Annotated in this window: 13 protein-coding genes; 5 read left to right on the top strand and 8 right to left on the bottom strand. The window is 43.8% G+C overall.

Translation table 11 applies throughout. The features are described 5' to 3' along the window. Positions 1-5: 5 nt before the first annotated feature. Positions 6-467, bottom strand: a complete 462-nt coding sequence (gene rtxC, locus AACS00_RS09340; protein ID WP_110167205.1) for an RTX toxin-activating lysine-acyltransferase RtxC — start codon at positions 465-467, stop codon at positions 6-8. A 25-nt stretch (positions 468-492) separates the two neighbouring features. Further along, entirely contained in the window at positions 493-840 is a 348-nt protein-coding gene (gene rtxH / locus AACS00_RS09335; protein ID WP_072671106.1) for a protein RtxH, read from the bottom strand. Between the two features lie 421 nt (positions 841-1,261). Between rtxH and rtxB the strand changes: the two genes are divergently transcribed. Genes rtxB through AACS00_RS09320 form a run of 3 tightly spaced genes read left to right on the top strand, consistent with a single transcriptional unit; the run spans position 1,262 to position 6,896 of the window. Then, positions 1,262-3,367 carry an RTX toxin T1SS ABC transporter subunit RtxB gene (rtxB, locus tag AACS00_RS09330; protein ID WP_181397535.1) on the top strand — a complete coding sequence of 702 codons (2,106 nt, stop codon included), beginning with the start codon at positions 1,262-1,264 and terminating at the stop codon, positions 3,365-3,367. Next, entirely contained in the window at positions 3,364-4,725 is a 1,362-nt protein-coding gene (locus AACS00_RS09325; protein ID WP_258306850.1) for an HlyD family type I secretion periplasmic adaptor subunit, read from the top strand. Before rtxB ends, AACS00_RS09325 begins: the two co-directional genes overlap by 4 nt. Before the next feature lie 2 nt (positions 4,726-4,727). Continuing rightward, positions 4,728-6,896, top strand: a complete 2,169-nt coding sequence (locus AACS00_RS09320) for a type I secretion system permease/ATPase (protein WP_110167202.1) — start codon at positions 4,728-4,730, stop codon at positions 6,894-6,896. Here the strand turns inward: AACS00_RS09320 and nrdG are convergent. Together nrdG and nrdD are read right to left on the bottom strand one after the other, a co-directional pair. After that, positions 6,865-7,341, bottom strand: coding sequence for an anaerobic ribonucleoside-triphosphate reductase-activating protein (gene nrdG / locus AACS00_RS09315; RefSeq protein WP_110167201.1), 477 nt, complete (start codon positions 7,339-7,341; stop codon positions 6,865-6,867). The genes AACS00_RS09320 and nrdG overlap by 32 nt on opposite strands. Before the next feature lie 34 nt (positions 7,342-7,375). After that, positions 7,376-9,496: an anaerobic ribonucleoside-triphosphate reductase gene (gene nrdD / locus AACS00_RS09310; RefSeq protein WP_110167200.1), complete on the bottom strand. Its 2,121-nt coding sequence runs from the start codon at positions 9,494-9,496 to the stop codon at positions 7,376-7,378. Positions 9,497-9,785: 289 nt separating this feature from the next. Here nrdD and AACS00_RS09305 point away from each other — a divergent pair, with 289 nt between their 5' ends. After that, the gene (locus tag AACS00_RS09305) at positions 9,786-10,685 is read left to right on the top strand and encodes an endonuclease/exonuclease/phosphatase family protein (protein WP_110167283.1); all 900 of its coding nucleotides are present in this window, start codon (positions 9,786-9,788) and stop codon (positions 10,683-10,685) included. A 103-nt stretch (positions 10,686-10,788) separates the two neighbouring features. Here AACS00_RS09305 and AACS00_RS09300 read toward each other — a convergent pair whose 3' ends face one another. Genes AACS00_RS09300 through AACS00_RS09290 form a run of 3 tightly spaced genes read right to left on the bottom strand, consistent with a single transcriptional unit; the run spans position 10,789 to position 12,004 of the window. Beyond that, positions 10,789-11,220: a YeeE/YedE family protein gene (locus AACS00_RS09300; RefSeq protein WP_110167199.1), complete on the bottom strand. Its 432-nt coding sequence runs from the start codon at positions 11,218-11,220 to the stop codon at positions 10,789-10,791. A gap of 33 nt (positions 11,221-11,253) precedes the next feature. Beyond that, complete coding sequence (locus tag AACS00_RS09295; protein ID WP_110167198.1) at positions 11,254-11,673, bottom strand: YeeE/YedE family protein; 420 nt, start codon at positions 11,671-11,673, stop codon at positions 11,254-11,256. Positions 11,674-11,683: 10 nt separating this feature from the next. Next, the gene (locus AACS00_RS09290; protein WP_072671228.1) at positions 11,684-12,004 is read right to left on the bottom strand and encodes an ArsR/SmtB family transcription factor; all 321 of its coding nucleotides are present in this window, start codon (positions 12,002-12,004) and stop codon (positions 11,684-11,686) included. 163 nt (positions 12,005-12,167) lie between these two features. Between AACS00_RS09290 and AACS00_RS09285 the strand changes: the two genes are divergently transcribed. Continuing rightward, entirely contained in the window at positions 12,168-13,871 is a 1,704-nt protein-coding gene (locus AACS00_RS09285) for an FAD-dependent oxidoreductase (RefSeq protein WP_110167197.1), read from the top strand. 304 nt (positions 13,872-14,175) lie between these two features. Here AACS00_RS09285 and AACS00_RS09280 read toward each other — a convergent pair whose 3' ends face one another. Next, entirely contained in the window at positions 14,176-15,738 is a 1,563-nt protein-coding gene (locus AACS00_RS09280) for an alpha-glucoside-specific PTS transporter subunit IIBC (RefSeq protein ID WP_110167195.1), read from the bottom strand. Between the last annotated feature and the right edge of the window lie 25 nt (positions 15,739-15,763).

The following is a 15,763-nucleotide window of genomic DNA, read 5'->3' as shown; positions in this document are numbered from 1 at the left end:
AAGAATTAAATAGAAAACCACTGTACCTTTCGGATACAGCGGTCATTTTGAGCATCCACTTTGCCGCGGACAGTACAGACTTTCTGCCCCTGCCACGGAAGAAATACACGGCGACGCAGATCATTGACAATCTCGCGACCATGCCCGAATGGAGCAATCATCTCTGGAATGTAGATTTGCTGGCCCGAACGCCAGTCGGATGGAGATATTTCGCGCACACCAGAGAGCAGCTCACCTCGGATCTGCTCAGAGACAAACGCCCAATTACAAAAGGCAATTGGCCGTCCATGCTCATCTTCGTAATAGCAAAACTGGTTTAGCTCAAACGCAGGCATAATGCGTTGCAGCCATTCTGCAACCACATAACGACGATGAAGCGGCGAATGCTGGCTGAGCAGCATCACACCACCGATCATCTGTTGTATTTGCGCTAATGTGAGATTTGCGGGTTGATGTGTTATAGACATAAGCCCTATCTCAACCGATACACGGTTATTTTTTCATTTGAGCAGGACGTTTCTTCACTGCGGGTTTCTCTTCTGCGACGGCATCTTCTGTTGAATTTGCGGAGACATCACCTGCTGGTAAAAAACCAGCCGCGACGAGCTTATTAAATTCAGCTTCCATACGAGGATCTTCAAGCATATTCTTGATCATAGAAACCATATACATAAAACCTGACGCAGGCATATGCACAACTTGCTTTAATTCAAGATCATTATCGCTTTCAGCCATTACGCCGTTAGCCATATTATTTTGATCCTGACCGACGAAATAAAGAGAAAAAACCCCTTTATTGTAGTTAACACTCGATACCGTTTGAACAAACTTCTCAATCATAAATTTCCAAACTTATTTTATACAAAAATGGAAGAGATTATTTTTCAATAACAATCTCTACTAGTAAGAACAAAGGGACAAATATAAAAAAATAAACCATTTATCATGGTAACATTTTCTTACAAGTTGGATATTACATCGTTAACTCATTGCTATCAATATACTTTAACATGCTAAATTAGAGTTAAAACTCTATTTCATTCGACGCTTACTCATTCAGCTTGCAAAAATGTAAACAACAAAATCATTGCAAGGCAATGTGATTTGAATCATAATAAAAACCGAAAATCGAAGACAAAATAACCAACACGCGTACTTTTTAGATAAGACAAATGCAATTGATAATTGAACGCATTGACTTAAGGTGCTAGGATTTTGCCCTTCCGAAACAAGTGTAATTAATCGGCAAAGTAATTTAAGTATGTCCAACGATGAAAGGTTAACGCTGATATGCATTCATTTTTATTTAAGCATTATCAGTAGCAACAAAGATAGATTTAAAGAAAATACTAATTTAACAAAAGCTGATGACTTCCAGAAAGAACTCGATAAAATACAAAATAAATACAAAATAAAAATAGCTACAAAAAACTTACATTTTAAAAAAATCAATAAGATTAAAACACCCGTTATCTTATTCGACAATCAAGGCTCACCATTTATTTTAGCAAAAACTAATGAAGATAAATGTTTAGTGCAAAGGCCTAATAAAGAAACGCCTGAAGTTATTTCCTATGATGAACTCAAGGAAAATTGGAACAAGAAATCTTTAAAAATCAATCAAAAACAGGCTCGCTTTGATATCACTTGGTTTATTCCTGAATTTCTTCAGCATAAAAGAGTGTTAAGTGAGATTTTTTTGTTTTCTTTCGTTTTGCAAATACTGGCTCTCATTTCACCGCTTTTTTTCCAAGTTGTCATGGACAAAGTACTGGTGCATCAGGCTTGGTCGACTCTTGATGTACTTGTTTTTGGCCTATTGGTAGCAGGGGTTATCGAAGTGGTTCTGCGCGCTCTGCGAGAATATCAATACGCACATACTGCAAATAGGATTGACATCCAGCTTGGACTAAAAATGGTCAAACATCTATTTGGTTTGCCATTCATGTTTTTCAAATCTCGCCAAATTGGCGCGATTGTTACACGAGTACGCGAGCTCGACACGATTCGCGAGTTTTTGACTGGATCTATGTTTACTTTAAGCATAGAGCTGCTGTTCGTGTTCGTCTTTATTTATGTGATGAGCTTACTTTCTTCGATTCTTACTTGGTTGTTTATCGCCACTATCCCCTTTTATATTGTACTCGCTTGGTGGCTTACCCCAAGAATGCAAGGTGCAATAGAAAAACAGTTCTCACATGCAGCAGCAAATACCTCATTTCTCACCGAAACCGTAGCTGGTAGTGAAACGCTAAAAAGTTTAGCTGTTGAACCGAGATTTATCCGACGCTGGGACGAACAAACAAATAAAATGGTCACAACGGGCTATGACGTCCAACAACTCAATAACCGCTCAAACCACTTAGTACAATTACTGCAAAAGGTAACCAGTGTGGCGATTTTGTGGCTGGGGGCGACAGAAGTGCTTTCACTCGAGATGACGATTGGTCAGTTGATTGCTTTTAATATGATGACCAACCACATCGCGCAGCCCTTGGCGCGTATGGTTGAGCTATGGGGACAATTCATTCAAACCCGTGTTGCCATCGAGAAGCTCGGAGACATGCTTAACCTTCCCGTGGAACAGCATACCGGGAGTGACAATGTCACTATATACGGTACGATTAGCTTCAAAAATATTCTCTTTCGTTATCAACCAGATATCCCACCGACCATTAACAATTTGTCACTAGAAATTCGCGCGGGTGAAACATTGGGGATCGTCGGCACTTCAGGTTCAGGGAAAAGCACCCTCGCCCGTCTGCTGTTGCGCCTGTATAGCCCTGAGCAAGGCAGCATTACCATTGATGGCATTCCGCTGAATCAGATCAATGTTCAACAACTGAGACAACAAGTTGGAGTGGTGCTACAAGAGAACTTTTTATTTAACAAAAGTGTGAGTGAAAACATTGCCCAATCTAAACCCGAAGCAAGCTTAGAAGAAATTATTGCGGCAGCAAAACTTTCTGGTGCCCATGACTTCATCCTCAAACTCCCCATGGGTTACGACACCATATTAGCGGAAGGTGGTCAATCGCTTTCTGGCGGTCAAAGACAGCGCCTCGCCATTGCTCGCACACTGTTATCGGATCCCAAAATATTGATATTAGATGAAGCGACCAGTGCACTGGATGATGAATCTCAAGCGTTAATTCAAGCCAATATGGCTAACATTGCCAAAGGACGCACAGTCATCACCATTGCTCACCGCTTATCTACGGTAAGAGATTGCGATCGCATCATAGTGTTACATCAGGGCAATATTGTTGAGCAAGGATCACACCAAGAATTACTCACCTTCGGCAAACAATACAAACAGTTATGGCAGCTTCAGCAAGAGCTCAAACAAGAGGACGCTATCGGATGAAGAACATCGTGAAACTGTGGCTCACTAAAAAAAAACCACATCACAAAGCCGAACATCATTATACGTTTTTGCCCGCACATCTTGCTTTGGCTCATCGCCCGCCGTCACCTTTTGCTCGTTTAACGGCCATCACCCTTAACTTAGGTGTGCTTGCCGCCCTACTTTGGGCATATTGGGGCAAACTGGATGTACAAGCCACGGCTACTGGCCGCCTTGTAGTATCTGGGCGTTCACAAGTGATCCAATCTTATGAACAAAGCCGAGTATTAAGTATCCATGTCAAAGATGGTCAGCGAGTAAAGCAAGGCGCACCATTACTCACCCTCGATACCTTGGGAGTTAACCAAGATATCACTCGTTTGATAAGCCAAGCAGAATTTCAAACCAACGAGCTGATTCGTTATCGTGCGTTACTTAATCGGCAACCCTTGTCTCAAGATCCGATGTTTGTCGCCTTATCTACCGAGCAACAAGATGTAGTCCAGGAAAACTATCTCAGTGAAAAAAACGAATTCGATTCGACGCTAGCGAGCATTGTTGCCGAGATGAGGGTTAACCGTACTTCACAAGCGGCGCGTCAAAGCGATATCAATGCTTTAATGCACCTCACAGAAAACATTAGCCAACGCCTTGCGGCGCGTAAGAAACTCAATCAAGTCAAAGTGATTGGGCACATTGAGTATCTAGAGCAAGAAAAAGAGTTGCTTGAAGTACAGCGTCAAGTCGCCCAGCAACGTGCAGAGCTAGAGGTACTTAAATCCCAATATCAAACTCTTGAAGAGAGACAAACTGGCTTCAAAGCACAAAAACAGCGAGAGTGGTTGGAAAAACGCAGACAAGCCAAACTGCAACTCGCGGCCTTAGATCAAGAGCTTTCTAAAGTTCGCGAGCGAGAGCAGCTAGAAATCATTCGCTCTCCTGTCGATGGCACAGTACAACAGCTAAGTGTTTATACTCTTGGTGCAGTGCTGCAACCTGCGCAAAACTTAATGATCATTGTGCCAGAAAATGACGTCCAACAAGCGGAAGTTCAGATCTTGAATAAAGATGTCGGCTTTGTCTATCCAGGTCAGTCCGTGACCGTCAAAGTCGATGCTTTTCCTTACACTCGATATGGCACGATAGACGCTGAGTTACTCAGTATCTCGCGCGATTCCACCACGGATGAAAAGCTAGGATTAGTTTTTCCAGCGCAAGTGCATCTGAACACAAACAATATTCTCATCGATGGTCAGAGAGTCGAGCTCACACCCGGCATGTCGGTTGTGGCTGAAATTAAAACGGATAAACGACGTGTTATTGACTATCTACTCAGCCCAATTCGAGAATACCAAGCTGAAGCTTTGAGGGAAAGGTAACGATGCAAGCGACTTTATCGACCGACAAACCAATTCATCATTCTGAGCAAGAATTATCGCAAAGGCTTCCCAACGACAATTACGGGCTTGAAGCGATCGTTTACGTAGGTCAGCAATTTCATAAGAAATCCAGCATCTCGCAGCTTAAACATGCGTTAGGGATAAGTCATGCCCGCCTCTCTGACATGGAAATGAGAGAGGCCGCCGATTATCTCGGCCTCAAAAGCCAGATAACAAACATACACATTCAAGAGTTTGCTACGCTTCCACTCCCAGCACTGATCGATAATCAGGGGAGCTGGAAAGTCATGACACAAATCGATGACAAACACTGGACCTTGTACAATCCCGAAACACAAGAGCTGCAAATCCAGCCACTCTCAGCTCCGGATTCTGAAACAAGCTATAAAGTCATGCTGATTGCCGATGAAGCATTAAGCACAAAAGAGGTCAAATTTGGTTTAAGTTGGTTCGCACCTTCTATTCTTCGTCAAAAAAGCCAACTGCGAGATGTCTTTTTTTATGCGATTGCACTCCAGGTGTTTGCACTGGTTAGCCCAATGCTGTTTGAAAATCTCATTGATAAGGTACTCGTTGGGCGAAGTCTCTCAAGCTTGCATGTGCTGGCGCTGGCGATGTTAGCGTTAGCGATAGCTGAGCCAGCATACAGCTATTTACGCAATACCGTTTTTGGTCATCTTGCTAGTCAAGTGAATGCCGAGCTTTCAGGCCGACTCTATCGTCATTTGGTTGGCTTACCGTTAACCTATTTCAAGCAGCGTCAAACAGGGCAAATTATTGCTCGCGTACGTGAAATGGCGCAAATTCGTCAGTTTCTAACTGGCTCAACCCTCATGCTGCTGCTGGATCTGATTTTTGTCACCGTCTTTCTCGCCGTAATGTTTCATTACGCCAGCACGCTAACTTGGTTAGTGATCGGCTCACTGGCGATTTATTTTCTGCTGTGGTTGATTGCAGGACCATTGATCCGCAAAAAAGTCGAGTCTGAGTACGAGTCTGATGCTAACGCCACAACGTTTTTGACCGAAGCCGTTACCGGTATTGAAACCATCAAAACCACCGCTACGGAACACCGTTTTCTTGAGCAGTGGCAACGCATTCTGAGCCAGCAGTTAACCCGCAGCTTCAATGCACAAAAATCCGGTTTAATTGCTGGACAAGCTATCGCGCTGGTACAAAAACTGACGGCGGCACTGCTGCTTTGGTGGGGAGTTAGCGCGGTACTCAAGGGGGAAATCACACCCGGTCAGCTTGTCGCCTTCAATATGCTCGCAGGCCATGTGACTCAACCTGTTCTGCGACTGGCACAAATTTGGCAAGATTTTCAGCACACGCTCATCGCGTTAAGACGAGTCGGCGATATTCTCGATGAGCCAAGAGAAAACAGTAAACAAGGCTTAGCTTCTGTGCCAGAACTCGAAGGCGGCATTGAATTTAGTAACATTCGCTTTCGTTACCACCAAGATGCTCCTGAAGTGCTGGCCAACCTATCACTCAAGATCAAACCAGGGCAATTTATTGGTATCACTGGCCCTTCTGGCTCAGGAAAAAGTACACTCACTCGTTTGCTGCAGCGTTTGTATGTACCTCAGCATGGACAAGTTTTAGTTGATGGAATGGATCTTGCGATTGCTGACCCAGTTTCTCTGCGTCGTAATATGAGCGTAGTATTACAAGAAAGCATCTTATTTTCAGGCAGTGTGGCGGACAATATTCGATTATGTCAACCACAAGCCACAGATGAAGCAATTCGCCACGCAGCTCAACTTGCCGGAGCATTAGAATTCATTGAAGGTCTACCACACGGTTTCAACCAACCCGTTGGCGAAAAAGGCAGCGCACTGTCTGGTGGCCAAAGACAACGTATTGCGCTCGCTAGAGCTCTGTTGGTCAACCCCAGAATTTTATTACTTGATGAAGCGACTTCGGCACTCGACTATAACTCTGAAGCCGCGATCATGAGCAACATGGATGAAATATGTCGTGGTCGGACCGTGATAAGTATCGCCCATCGACTCAACACCATTCGCCATGCTGACAACATTTTTGTGTTAGACCAAGGCCAAGTCGCCGAAAGTGGTACTCATGAAGAGTTGCTTACACAGCAGGGGCTATACGCTAAGCTCTGGAAGCAGCAAGTCGGTGAATAAATTGGTTGCTTGAGCCACGCCACGGTAAACTTGGATCCGCTTTGTCTTGCTCAAACTTACCATCAATTAATACATCAATATGATCGAGCACTTGGCGCTGTTGAGCGTTCAATTCAGATAAACGGTAACCCGTCCATAACCAAATATCTTTACCCGGGCATTCCTGATTAACTCGTTGCACCAAAGCTAAAATGCTAGGGACATTACTCGGATGTAAAGGGTCGCCACCGGACAGTGACAAACCCCGCTTAATAATGCGCTGATCATTGAGATCAGCAATGATCTGATCGGCTAATTGCGTAGTAAACGGCAAACCAGAATTCAACGACCAAGTGCTTTGGTTATAACAACCTTTACATTGATGCACACAGCCAGAGACAAACAAAGTGCAGCGTGTCCCCGGCCCGTTCACCACATCAACGGGATAATATTGATGATAATTCATAGCTCAACCACTGATGATCTGATGAAAAAAACCGTCATAGGTGCTTCACTCGTCGCTTGACTTCTTCTTGTTTGCCGAAGTTAAACGGTCTTGCATCTGGACTACCAAGATAACCACAAACTCGGCGCGTGACCGACACTTTTGCCGAGTCATGATTACCGCATTTCGGACAGACAAACCCTTTGCTGGTACAAGAAAACTCACCAGTAAAGCCGCACTCATAACACTCATCTATCGGCGTGTTGGTGCCGTAGTATGGCACTCGGCTATAGCTGTAATCCCAGACGTTTTCCAATGCTTCAATATTAAGCTGCATATTAGGAAACTCGCCATAACAGATAAAACCACCGCTGGATATCGCTGGGTATGGCATTTCAAAATCAATTTTATCGTATGGATTAACTTTCTTTTCAACATCCAAGTGGAAACTATTGGTGTAATAACCTTTATCGGTCACACCAGCAATAATCCCAAACTCTTTGGTATCAATTTGGCAAAATCGACTACATAGATTTTCGCTTGGCGTTGCGTACAAGCTGAACGCGTAGCCGGTTTCTTCTTTCCATAGATCAACCGCGGCACGCAATCTACTAATAATGTGCAGCGCATGATCTCTTAATGTGGGGCTATCATAGACATGCTTATCATTACCGAATAACGCATTAATGGTTTCATGTAGGCCAATATAACCCAATGAAATCGACGCGCGGCCATGTTTAAATATTTGCGCAATCGTATCATCGGCTTGCAAACGAACCCCGCAAGCCCCTTCCATATAAAGAATCGGCGCAACCCGTGCTTTAACATTCTCTAAACGGTTAATCCGAGTCTCTAAGGCTCGACGAGCCAGCAGTAGTTGCTGATCTAATAAACGATAGAACTGGTCGACATCACCCTTGGCTTTAAGTGCAATACGCGGCAAGTTTAAACTCACCACACCTAAGTTATTACGCCCTTCATGAACAAGCTCACCCTGCTCTTGATATGTATTGAGGAAGCTTCGACATCCCATCGGGGTTTTAAATGAACCGGTAACTTCAACCACTTTGTCGTAATTAAGAATATCAGGGTACATACGCTTCGACGCGCACTCTAAAGCCAGTTGCTTAATATCGTAGTTAGCATCACCGGGTTTATGGTTTATCCCCTGCTTAATTGCAAAGACTAACTTAGGAAACACGGCGGTTTTACGATTTTTACCAAGCCCAGCAATACGATTTTTTAAGATAGATTGCTGAATTAAGCGCGCTTCCCACGATGTCCCTAAACCAAAACCAAAGGTGACAAAAGGGGTTTGCCCATTAGCTGTGTGCAAGGTATTGACTTCATATTCCAATGATTGAAACGCGTCATAACACTCTTTCTCAGTACGTGACATGGCAAAATCTTGCGGGGTAGCAATGTGCCATTCTTCAGCAATCGCTAAATGTTTGTGATAACTTGCCGTCACGTAAGGGGCGAGCACTTCATCAATACGGTTGATTGTGGTGCCACCGTAAATATGGCTAGCGACTTGGGCGATAATTTGCGCGGTTACGGCAGTGGCGGTAGAAATCGATTTCGGTGTATCAATCTCCGCATTGCCCATCTTGAAACCATGAGTGAGCATCCCCTGCAAATCAATCAGCATGCAGTTAAACATTGGGAAAAATGGCGCGTAGTCAAGGTCGTGATAGTGGATATCGCCTTGCTCATGGGCTTGTACAATGTCTCGAGGCAGAATGCGCGTCTTAGCGTAGTGTTTAGCGACAATCCCTGCTAACAAGTCACGCTGAGTTGGGATCACCTTACCGTCTTTATTGGCATTCTCATTGAGTAGATCGGCATTACTTTCTTCAATCAGACCTTCAATTTCTTTGGTTAGCGTACTCTGCTTTTCACGGGCAATATCGCGATCGTGACGATATTCAATGTAGGAGCGAGCCAAACCTTTATACGGCCCTTGCATCAGTTCATTTTCAACCAAGGTCTGAATCTCAGCAATATGAACCTGCTGCTGACCCTCAAGTTGTAATTCAACCGCTAACGCGACATTGAGTGCATAAATAGCAATCTCGCTGGTGACTTGATCAGCAGCGCTTTCTACCGCGGCTTGAATACGATCTCGGCTAAACGACGCTTTAGAGCCGTCACGCTTGATTACGATTGGTTTCATGATATCTCCTTACCCAGTATATCCACACGCTTATCCACAAATACACCATATAGATAAAAGTCTGCACCGCTAACACAATATGTTGTGGCGTATTAGACGAAATGCCGCCATGATACGTATTGATTTAGATCAATAAAAATCAGGCCATGGACAAGAAGAAGACGATAATTAGGTCAATGATCTCAATCTATTGAGAAACGATGAAAATAGGCATTTTCTCAAACAACGTATTGATTTTTTAAAAAGCCTGCTAGGCTAAGGACTTAAGATTCAACGGATGAAAATAACCATGATAACCCGATTTCTGTCACGATTGGCTCTCTGTGTGATACTGCTCAGCTCATTTGGTAGCTATGCACAACCGATCAGTATCACAACCTGGAATATAGAATGGCTGAACTTAAATCTCGATGCGCCTGACGATAAGGGCAAACGTAGCGAAACGGATTTTCAAGCCTTGTCTCGACATTTTCAGCGTTTCAGCACTGATGTACTGGCGTTTCAAGAAGTCGATAGTGTTGCAGCGATACAAAAAGTGGTCGGCAATGATTATCGGATTGTCTTGTCTGACCGTGCCACGTCACGACATCAACAACATCAATTTAGAACACTCAATCAATACACTGGCTTTGCTATCAAATCGGCGATCCCTTTTGCAACACCAGCTGATATTGATCTCTATGGACGGGCTAATCATAAACTGCGCTTCGCCACGTATGTGATTCTCTATCCTGATACTCGAAAAGAAATGCATTTGCTGGCAGTGCATTTAAAAGCCGGGTGCGCTGGAGCCTTTCATCCCAATGCTGACAGTTGCCAGACTTTAAAAACTCAGGGCAAAGCACTCAACCGCTGGCTACAAGAACGAGAGCGCCATCAACACGCCTTTATGATCTTAGGAGATTTCAATCATAATCTCGCTTACCATGGGGATTGGCTATGGAAAATAATTAACCAAGAGTTAAACGAGCCAGTGCAACTCGCAACTCAAGAAACGCCCGCACGCTGCCAAGTTCGCTCTCGTCGTCAGCCAGATAAACTACACCGTTTTCGTTCGTTAATTGATCATATCATTGTTAGTCGCCAAGTGACCTATCAGCAAGTACAGCAAATGGTTTTTCCCACCGATGAAGTATTACGCTACCGACTGAGTGATCATTGTCCGATCAATGGTCAATTTCACTGGTAATTCTTTTACAGTCTATTAAGACCAGATAAAAAAATAGGCGTATTGAATGACATTTTTCAATACGCCATAGACCTAAACATCTTAAATAACTAACAGATCGTCACTAATTTTTGGTTTTTAGCCATTGTCCCATGACGAATAAACCGGTCAACATAGCCACAAAAAATACCCATACGTCACGGTTACCTAGTGCCAAACTTGACACTGCTGGCCCAGGGCAGATGCCTGCTAACCCCCATCCTAAGCCGAAAATAACCGCGCCGCTAATCAGACGACTATCGAGATGGGGATTATTCGCCAAACTAAAACTCGAGGCATTAAGCGGCTTAGCTTTTGGTTTGATCATAATGAAATAAGCCGGCATAAAGACCAATAACGCACCGCCCATCACAAATATTAGGCTTGGGTCCCAAGCGCCAGCAACATCTAAAAAGCCTATCACCTTGGTCGGATCCGCCATACCAGAAATCACCATACCGAGACCAAACAGTAAGCCGGTTACCAGTGACGTAAAACGAAATAAGAACGTATTCATGATCTATCCTTACTAATAAAAGGAGTTATGCGTTTAAAGAAGATGCAAACGGACAAAGACGGTAATGCCAGCAACCAACATAAAGATCCCCGTCGCAACAATAGAGCGCAGTGACAAACGCCCAATCCCACAAATTCCATGACCACTGGTACAGCCATTACCTAAGCGAGTCCCTAAACCAACCAGTAAGCCAGCGATGATTAGCATCCCTGTGCTCGATGAATACTGCAAAGGCACCTCGGCGGCGAATAAACGAACCCCAAACACGCCTCCCACCACTAAGCCAATAATAAATAGCCAGCGCCATGCAGTATCTTGCGCTTTAGGGGTGAACAAACCACCAAGAATACCACTGATCCCAGCGACTTTACCGTTCAGCAATAACAACAAAGTAGCGGAGACTCCGAGTAACATTCCGCCGAATAGCGAATACCAAGGAATTGAAAATGTCATAGTTACCTCATCATGAATTAGCGTTATTTGGGTGACAAAAAATGTGTTGTAAACTGGCAATCAGTTGTTGAACACGCTGATCGGCCAAAGAATAAAAAACTTGTTGAGAGCGTTTACGTGCGCTGATCAATCGCTGTTTACGCAGTAAAGCAAGATGCTGCGATAAGGCTGATTGACTCAATAAAGACGCTTGTTGTAACTGAGCTACCGCGACTTCACCTTCAATCAACTGACACAGCACCATCATCCGTTCAGGATGAGCCATAATTTTTAATAATTCCGTGACCTCATCAATATGAACTTGCATTTGATCAATATTTATCTCAGCCATACGCTTCTCTCCGGTCACACTGTCAACATAATAGTAACCAAACATTAAATTAGTCAACACTTATTTAGCTAAATAAAAATTAGATAAATCTAATTAATAACCTTATACTGTTGCCAGTATTTTTAAGAGCTAACTATTTTTTTAGAAGCTAGAAGAGGTAATTATGACCAAGATCGTTATTATTGGTGGCGTCGCAGGTGGCGCATCTGCCGCAGCCAGAGCTCGCCGTTTAAGTGAAGATGCAGAAATTATCATGTTTGAACGGGGGTCGTTCGTTTCATTTTCTAATTGCGGCTTGCCTTATCACATCGGTGGCGATATTCAAGATCGCAGCAAATTGCTACTACAAACACCAGAAAGTTTTCTCGCTCGTTTTAACGTGGATGTACGAGTGATGAATGAAGTGATAGCGATCAATCGCTCAGAAAAAACGGTTACCGTGAAAAACCTTGTCGACGGCACTGAATATCACGAATCCTATGATTTCTTACTCCTTAGCCCAGGGGCAAGTCCAATAGTTCCTCCTATTGCTGGTCTTGATAATCCACTTACCCATTCGCTACGTAACATTCCCGATATGGATCGCATTATCCAAACGATCCAGATGAATAAGCCCACTCACGCGACGGTAGTGGGTGGTGGTTTTATTGGTTTAGAAATGATGGAAGCTTTTCATCAACTTGGTATTAACACCACGCTGATTGAAATGGCTGATCAAGTCATGACCCCCGTCGATAGAGAAATGGCTGGCTTTGTCCACCATGAAATTCGCCGTCAAGGCATCGATTTACGTTTAGGAGTCGCCTTGCAATCGGTTGAGTTTGTTGCAACCACTTCCATTGCGAATACCGACGCTGGTGAGCAAGCTTCTACTCAGCATTTATGTGGCCAACTTTCATTAACATTAAGCAATGGCGAATCGTTAACCACTGAGCTATTGATTATGGCAATAGGCGTGCGGCCTGAAACCACGCTAGCACAACAAGCAGGATTAGAGATTGGTCAACTCGGTGGTATCTGGACTAACGCAGAAATGCAAACCAGTGATCCTTTCATTTACGCCGTTGGCGATGCGGTTGAAGAGCAAGACTTTGTAACAGGTAAGCCAACACTCGTACCACTAGCAGGTCCAGCGAATCGGCAAGGTAGAATGGCAGCCGACAATATGTTCGGTCGCAAAGAAACGTATCAAGGCACACAAGGCACCGCTATTTGTAAAGTCTTTGATCTTGCCGTTGCTTCAACGGGTAAAAACGAAAAACAGTTAAAGCGTGAAGGGATCGAATACGAAAAAGTCTACGTCCACACCGCTAGCCATGCCAGCTACTACCCGGGAGCAGAAATTGTCTCATTTAAAATGTTATTTGATCCCAATAACGGCAAAATATTCGGCGCGCAAGCGGTTGGCAAAGACGGAATTGATAAACGTATTGATGTCATGGCCGTAGCGCAACGCGCTGGTATGACAGTGGAACAACTTCAGCACCTAGAGTTGACTTACGCACCACCATACGGCAGTGCAAAAGATGTGATTAACCAAGCCGCGTTTGTGGCTACCAACCTGATGAAAGGTGATGCAAAAGCGATTCACTTTGATCAACTCGCAACCCTGAGTGACGATCAGATCATTTTAGATGTGCGCAATCCTGAAGAACGCCAAGAAGGGTATTATCTACAAGGGGATATCAATATTCCGGTTGATCAATTACGCCAACGGCTTAATGAGCTACCTAAAGACAAAGAGATCATCATCTACTGCCAAGTTGGGTTACGCGGTAATGTCGCTTATCGTCAACTAGTCAACAACGGCTTTAAAGCTCGTAATTTGATTGGTGGTTATCGTACTTATTTTTATTCCAAAGTGTGATGTTATCAAATATCAATACCAGCCAAAGATAGCTGGTATTGATATATTTGGCTTTCAAAACTAACACTGATTGTTTACATAAATAGCTATACCCAAACAACTTGGAGTTGCCGATATCGAGTCCCCATGAGCATAGGCAAGCTATGTGACTGGAGTAAACGAACGTAGCCAACCCTCTGCTGCTTCAGGTAGAAGAGGATATAAGTTATAAAATTCAATACTCAAGTATTAAAAATGCCCCTGTAAATAACTTGAAGGAACTGGGGGTTACCTAACAACTATAAGCACAGGAACAAACCGGTGATTAGGCAGGTAATCGTATATGCTGGCTCATTTCTTCTCTAACTTGAGGAACGGTTAAACCAACAATAATTTGAAAACTGTCGCCATTTCTCACCACATTTACTGCTCCATGGTGTTGAAAGAATTCTGTTTCAGCAACGTTTTCTGGATAATGTACTTTTACTCTTAAGCGAGTGGCACAGTTAGTCAGTAACGCAATATTTTCTTTACCTCCTAACCCCTCAATAAAGGCCTGCGCTTGGCTGTCTTCGCTAGCGTTCGCTTCCTCACCAACCGCCGCACCTTTTTTAAAGTCAGATTTAGTGTATAGCTTAGCTTGCGCATCACCACGCCCAGGAGTAGGAATATCGTATTTTAAAATTAAGGTACGAAAAACAACGAAATAGATAGCGGTAAAACTTAAGCCAATGAAAACTTGAATGATATAAGTTCCAGCATGATTGCTGCCCAAAGGTAGCCAGTTTTGGAACACAAAATCAATCAAACCTGTCTGGAAGTTACCTGACACACCAAACCAATAAGCAACCGTTGCCATGGTCGCCGATAACGCAGCGTGTAAAGCAAACAATAGCGGAGCAATAAATAAGAAAGTAAACTCAATCGGCTCAGTGATCCCGGTGAGTATGGCCGTCAAAGACGCGCCCAAAACTAAACCCAAGACCATTTTTTTGTTGTTTGGCTTCGCTGTGGAATATAAAGCGAGTGCAATACCTGTACAACCAAAGACTTTACCCATTCCGGTTAGCATCAAACCACCTTGAGGAAACTGCTCGGTCAGTGGCGCTGGGTTAGCCGCAAACTCTGGAATATGTTGAATCCAATAGGCCACCGTCCCACCATCCACAGCCACAGGGCCATAAAACACCGGACCATAAACAAAGTGATGTAATCCTGTTGGGATCATAATTCGCTCAAGGAAGGTGAATGCCCACACCCCAAATGAACCAGCAGAGACTAAAAAGGTTTGTAAATTATTGATGCCATGTTGAATGCTTGGCCACACTAAACAGGTGACGATCGCCAGCAATACCATAATGGGAAAGCTAATGATCACGACTAATGGGGTGCCGCCAAACACCGCCGCCCAGTTTGGTAATTTTTTGTCAAAGTAGCGGTTGTGAACCCATACCGAGATCCCTGCAATCACAATTGCACCAATCAAGTTAGTATCCAGGGTTAAAATTCCGCCAATATCCGTTAAACCACGCTCACCCGCGACATAATTAACCCCTAATTCTGGCCCCCAAAATTGTAGTATCCCACCCACTACATAATTAAAGGTAATGTAAGAAACTAAAGTAGCCAGTACCGCACGGCCAGAGGCTGATTTTGCCAAGGCGATCGGTAATCCCACCGCAAACACCAAAGACATATTCTTAAATACCGCCAATGATGCCTGCAGTAAGATAGTGGATACTTTTACCCAAGTACTCCCTTCAATAGCCCAAGGAAATAAATCTTGATTGAGTAACATAACTGAGAATCCAAGCAGCATCCCTGCTGCCGGAAACAATAGCACTGGAACAAACATCGCAGCGCCAAAACGTTGGATCATATCTTTCATAATGACCTCATCCTTTGGTTTATCT

Source organism: Vibrio sp. 11986-1-5 (assembly GCF_963878025.1).
Taxonomy (GTDB): Bacteria; Pseudomonadota; Gammaproteobacteria; order Enterobacterales; family Vibrionaceae; genus Vibrio; species Vibrio injensis.
Note: the sequence above shows the minus strand (reverse complement) of the source record. Positions and strands in the feature narration are given on the sequence as shown.

Excerpts from the sequence above, each read along its gene's own strand:
- rtxH (WP_072671106.1), bottom strand. The coding sequence starts at position 840 with ATGATTGAGAAGTTTGTTCAAACGGTATCGAGTGTTAACTACAATAAA.
- AACS00_RS09305 (WP_110167283.1), top strand. The coding sequence starts at position 9,786 with ATGATAACCCGATTTCTGTCACGATTGGCTCTCTGTGTGATACTGCTC.
- nrdG (WP_110167201.1), bottom strand. The coding sequence starts at position 7,341 with ATGAATTATCATCAATATTATCCCGTTGATGTGGTGAACGGGCCGGGG.
- AACS00_RS09290 (WP_072671228.1), bottom strand. The coding sequence starts at position 12,004 with ATGGCTGAGATAAATATTGATCAAATGCAAGTTCATATTGATGAGGTC.
- rtxB (WP_181397535.1), top strand. The coding sequence starts at position 1,262 with ATGTCCAACGATGAAAGGTTAACGCTGATATGCATTCATTTTTATTTA.
- AACS00_RS09325 (WP_258306850.1), top strand. The coding sequence starts at position 3,364 with ATGAAGAACATCGTGAAACTGTGGCTCACTAAAAAAAAACCACATCAC.
- AACS00_RS09320 (WP_110167202.1), top strand. The coding sequence starts at position 4,728 with ATGCAAGCGACTTTATCGACCGACAAACCAATTCATCATTCTGAGCAA.
- AACS00_RS09280 (WP_110167195.1), bottom strand. The coding sequence starts at position 15,738 with ATGAAAGATATGATCCAACGTTTTGGCGCTGCGATGTTTGTTCCAGTG.
- AACS00_RS09300 (WP_110167199.1), bottom strand. The coding sequence starts at position 11,220 with ATGAATACGTTCTTATTTCGTTTTACGTCACTGGTAACCGGCTTACTG.
- nrdD (WP_110167200.1), bottom strand. The coding sequence starts at position 9,496 with ATGAAACCAATCGTAATCAAGCGTGACGGCTCTAAAGCGTCGTTTAGC.
- AACS00_RS09295 (WP_110167198.1), bottom strand. The coding sequence starts at position 11,673 with ATGACATTTTCAATTCCTTGGTATTCGCTATTCGGCGGAATGTTACTC.
- AACS00_RS09285 (WP_110167197.1), top strand. The coding sequence starts at position 12,168 with ATGACCAAGATCGTTATTATTGGTGGCGTCGCAGGTGGCGCATCTGCC.
- rtxC (WP_110167205.1), bottom strand. The coding sequence starts at position 467 with ATGTCTATAACACATCAACCCGCAAATCTCACATTAGCGCAAATACAA.